General features: G+C 49.9%; 1 tRNA gene and 3 rRNA genes. All 4 read right to left on the bottom strand.

What is annotated here, in order from left to right:
• The 4 genes from rrf to J5566_RS10285 all read right to left on the bottom strand — a co-directional run bounded on the left by rrf (position 1) and on the right by J5566_RS10285 (position 4,960).
• Positions 1-116, bottom strand: a 5S ribosomal RNA gene (rrf, locus tag J5566_RS10300).
• A gap of 92 nt (positions 117-208) precedes the next feature.
• Positions 209-3,112, bottom strand: a 23S ribosomal RNA gene (locus J5566_RS10295).
• Positions 3,113-3,278: 166 nt separating this feature from the next.
• Positions 3,279-3,351: transfer RNA gene (locus J5566_RS10290), tRNA-Ala, on the bottom strand.
• A 52-nt stretch (positions 3,352-3,403) separates the two neighbouring features.
• Positions 3,404-4,960 (bottom strand): 16S ribosomal RNA (locus J5566_RS10285).
• Together the 16S, 23S and 5S rRNA genes with 1 tRNA gene alongside form the textbook arrangement of a ribosomal RNA operon.
• Positions 4,961-5,009 lie beyond the last annotated feature (49 nt).

Here is a 5,009-nt window from a genome sequence, read left to right as displayed (position 1 = left end):
GCTAAGCGACTACCGTATCTCACAGGGGGCAACCCCCAACTACTTCAGGCGTTCTAGGGCTTAACTGCTGTGTTCGGCATGGGAACAGGTGTATCTCCTAGGCTATCGTCACTTAACTACTGAGTCTTGTCAACTCAAAATTGAATATCTATATTCTAACAAGAAACAACCACGCTGTCAATATTGACTTCGTTGAATTTTGCTTATCTAGGATAAGTCCTCGAGCGATTAGTATTGGTCCGCTACATGTGTCGCCACACTTCCACTTCCAACCTATCTACCTGATCTTCTCTCAGGGCTCTTACTAACATAAAGTTATGGGAAATCTCATCTTGAGGTGGGTTTCACACTTAGATGCTTTCAGCGTTTATCCCTTCCCTACATAGCTACCCAGCGATGCCTCTGGCGAGACAACTGGTACACCAGCGGTAAGTCCACTCTGGTCCTCTCGTACTAGGAGCAGATCCTCTCAAATTTCCTACGCCCGCGACGGATAGGGACCGAACTGTCTCACGACGTTCTGAACCCAGCTCGCGTGCCGCTTTAATGGGCGAACAGCCCAACCCTTGGGACCGACTACAGCCCCAGGATGCGACGAGCCGACATCGAGGTGCCAAACCTCCCCGTCGATGTGAACTCTTGGGGGAGATAAGCCTGTTATCCCCAGGGTAGCTTTTATCCGTTGAGCGATGGCCCTTCCATACGGAACCACCGGATCACTAAGCCCGACTTTCGTCCCTGCTCGAGTTGTAGCTCTCGCAGTCAAGCTCCCTTATACCTTTACACTCTGCGAATGATTTCCAACCATTCTGAGGGAACCTTTGGGCGCCTCCGTTACCTTTTAGGAGGCGACCGCCCCAGTCAAACTGCCCGTCAGACACTGTCTCCGATAGGGATAACCTATCCGGGTTAGAGTAGCCATAACACAAGGGTAGTATCCCAACAGCGCCTCTGTCGAAACTGGCGTCCCGACTTCATAGGCTCCTACCTATCCTGTACATGTGGTACAGATACTCAATATCAAACTGCAGTAAAGCTCCATGGGGTCTTTCCGTCCTGTCGCGGGTAACCTGCATCTTCACAGGTACTAAAATTTCACCGAGTCTCTCGTTGAGACAGTGCCCAAATCATTACGCCTTTCGTGCGGGTCGGAACTTACCCGACAAGGAATTTCGCTACCTTAGGACCGTTATAGTTACGGCCGCCGTTTACTGGGGCTTCAATTCAGATCTTCGCTTGCGCTAAACCCTCCTCTTAACCTTCCAGCACCGGGCAGGCGTCACCCCCTATACATCATCTTACGATTTAGCAGAGAGCTGTGTTTTTGATAAACAGTTGCTTGGGCCTATTCACTGCGGCTCAGTTAAACTGAGCACCCCTTCTCCCGAAGTTACGGGGTCATTTTGCCGAGTTCCTTAACGAGAGTTCTCTCGCTCACCTGAGGCTACTCGCCTCGACTACCTGTGTCGGTTTGCGGTACGGGTAGAGTATGATACATCGCTAGAAGATTTTCTCGGCAGTGTGACGTCACTAACTTCGCTACTAAACTTCGCTCCCCATCACAGCTCAATGTTACAGATACAAGCATTTGACTCATATCACACCTCACTGCTTAGACGGGCACTTCCAATCGCCCGCTTTAGTTAGCCTACTGCGTCCCTCCATCACTTCATACTCTAGTACAGGAATATCAACCTGTTGTCCATCGGATACACCTTTCGGTCTCTCCTTAGGTCCCGACTAACCCAGGGCGGACGAGCCTTCCCCTGGAAACCTTAGTCTTACGGTGGATGGGATTCTCACCCATCTTGCGCTACTCATACCGGCATTCTCACTTCTATGCGTTCCAGCACTCCTCACGGTATACCTTCTTCACACATAGAACGCTCTCCTACCATAACACCTAAGTGTTATCCACAGCTTCGGTAAATTGTTTTAGCCCCGGTACATTTTCGGCGCAGGGTCACTCGACTAGTGAGCTATTACGCACTCTTTGAATGAATAGCTGCTTCTAAGCTAACATCCTAGTTGTCTGTGCAACCCCACATCCTTTTCCACTTAACAATTATTTTGGGACCTTAGCTGGTGGTCTGGGCTGTTTCCCTTTCGACTACGGATCTTAGCACTCGCAGTCTGACTGCCGACCATAAATCTTTGGCATTCGGAGTTTATCTGAAATCAGTAAACCGAGATGGCCCCCTCATCCAAACAGTGCTCTACCTCCAAGATTCTTTATGTCGACGCTAGCCCTAAAGCTATTTCGGAGAGAACCAGCTATCTCCAAGTTCGTTTGGAATTTCTCCGCTACCCACAAGTCATCCAAGCACTTTTCAACGTGCCCTGGTTCGGTCCTCCAGTGCGTCTTACCGCACCTTCAACCTGCTCATGGGTAGGTCACATGGTTTCGGGTCTACGACATAATACTAAGGCGCCCTATTCAGACTCGGTTTCCCTACGGCTCCGTCTCTTCAACTTAACCTCGCATCATATCGTAACTCGCCGGTTCATTCTACAAAAGGCACGCTCTCACCCATTAACGGGCTCGAACTTGTTGTAGGCACACGGTTTCAGGTTCTATTTCACTCCCCTTCCGGGGTACTTTTCACCTTTCCCTCACGGTACTGGTTCACTATCGGTCACTAGAGAGTATTTAGGGTTGGGAGATGGTCCTCCCGGATTCCGACGAGATTTCGCGTGTCTCGCCGTACTCAGGATACTGCTAGGTATAAAGACTATTTCGAATACGAGGCTATTACTCTCTTTGGCGACCCTTCCCAAGGTCTTCTTCTATAATCTTTAAGTCCACATTGCAGTCCTACAACCCCGAAGAGTAAACTCTTCGGTTTGCCCTCCTGCCGTTTCGCTCGCCGCTACTAAGGCAATCGCTTTTGCTTTCTCTTCCTGCAGCTACTTAGATGTTTCAGTTCACTGCGTCTTCCTCTACACTACCTTAACAGTAGTGAGTGACAGGCATCAACCTGCCGGGTTCCCCCATTCGGACATCTCTGGATCTTCGCTCACTTACAACTCCCCAAAGCATTTCGTCGTTTGTCACGTCCTTCATCGGCTTCTAGTGCCAAGGCATCCACCGTGCGCCCTTATTAACTTAACCTTATTAACCTAATTTTTTTCAAAAAATTAGAAAACTCATTAAATATTCACAGCGTTTTCGGTTTATTTTCTTGTTACTATTTCTTCTTGTATCTATTCAGATACAAAAGGAATGTTTGATAGATATTCAATTTTCAATGGACAAACTTAACAACTTCCGTTGTTAATGGAGCCTAGCGGGATCGAACCGCTGACCTCCTGCGTGCAAAGCAGGCGCTCTCCCAGCTGAGCTAAGGCCCCACAAGACCTCTCAAAATTAAAGAAGACTAACGTACAGGTTCCATTTCCTTAGAAAGGAGGTGATCCAGCCGCACCTTCCGATACGGCTACCTTGTTACGACTTCACCCCAATCATCTATCCCACCTTAGGCGGCTGGCTCCTAAAAGGTTACCTCACCGACTTCGGGTGTTACAAACTCTCGTGGTGTGACGGGCGGTGTGTACAAGGCCCGGGAACGTATTCACCGCGGCGTGCTGATCCGCGATTACTAGCGATTCCGACTTCATGTAGGCGAGTTGCAGCCTACAATCCGAACTGAGACTGGCTTTAAGAGATTAGCTTGCCGTCACCGACTTGCGACTCGTTGTACCAGCCATTGTAGCACGTGTGTAGCCCAGGTCATAAGGGGCATGATGATTTGACGTCATCCCCACCTTCCTCCGGTTTATTACCGGCAGTCTCGCTAGAGTGCCCAACTGAATGATGGCAACTAACAATAGGGGTTGCGCTCGTTGCGGGACTTAACCCAACATCTCACGACACGAGCTGACGACAACCATGCACCACCTGTCACCAGTGTTCCGAAGAAAAATCCTATCTCTAGGACGGTCACTGGGATGTCAAGACCTGGTAAGGTTCTTCGCGTTGCTTCGAATTAAACCACATGCTCCACCGCTTGTGCGGGCCCCCGTCAATTCCTTTGAGTTTCAACCTTGCGGTCGTACTCCCCAGGCGGAGTGCTTAATGCGTTAGCTGCGGCACTGAGTCCCGGAAAGGACCCAACACCTAGCACTCATCGTTTACGGCGTGGACTACCAGGGTATCTAATCCTGTTCGCTCCCCACGCTTTCGAGCCTCAGCGTCAGTTACAGACCAGAGAGCCGCTTTCGCCACCGGTGTTCCTCCATATATCTACGCATTTCACCGCTACACATGGAATTCCACTCTCCCCTTCTGCACTCAAGTTTGACAGTTTCCAAAGCGTACTATGGTTAAGCCACAGCCTTTTACTTCAGACTTATCAAACCGCCTGCGCTCGCTTTACGCCCAATAAATCCGGACAACGCTCGGGACCTACGTATTACCGCGGCTGCTGGCACGTAGTTAGCCGTCCCTTTCTGGTAAGATACCGTCACTGTGTGAACTTTCCACTCTCACACACGTTCTTCTCTTACAACAGAGCTTTACGATCCGAAAACCTTCTTCACTCACGCGGCGTTGCTCGGTCAGGGTTGCCCCCATTGCCGAAGATTCCCTACTGCTGCCTCCCGTAGGAGTCTGGGCCGTGTCTCAGTCCCAGTGTGGCCGATCACCCTCTCAGGTCGGCTATGTATCGTAGCCTTGGTGAGCCGTTACCCCACCAACTAGCTAATACAACGCAGGTCCATCTCATAGTGAAGCAGTTGCTCCTTTCAAGCATCTACCATGCGGTAAATACTGTTATGCGGTATTAGCTATCGTTTCCAATAGTTATCCCCCGCTATGAGGCAGGTTACCTACGCGTTACTCACCCGTTCGCGACTCATGATTAATGATGGAGCAAGCTCCGGTATCAATCATGCGTTCCACTTGCATGTATTAGGCACGCCGCCAGCGTTCGTCCTGAGCCAGGATCAAACTCTCATTAAAAGTTTTGATTCAAACTCAAGCTATTGCTAGCTTTCCGTTTTATTGTTTT

The organism is Streptococcus suis, from assembly GCF_017601095.1.
In the GTDB taxonomy this organism is placed as follows: Bacteria; Bacillota; Bacilli; order Lactobacillales; family Streptococcaceae; genus Streptococcus; species Streptococcus suis_Z.
The sequence above is the reverse complement of the archived record's forward strand: the minus strand, read 5'-3'. Positions and strand labels throughout refer to the sequence as shown.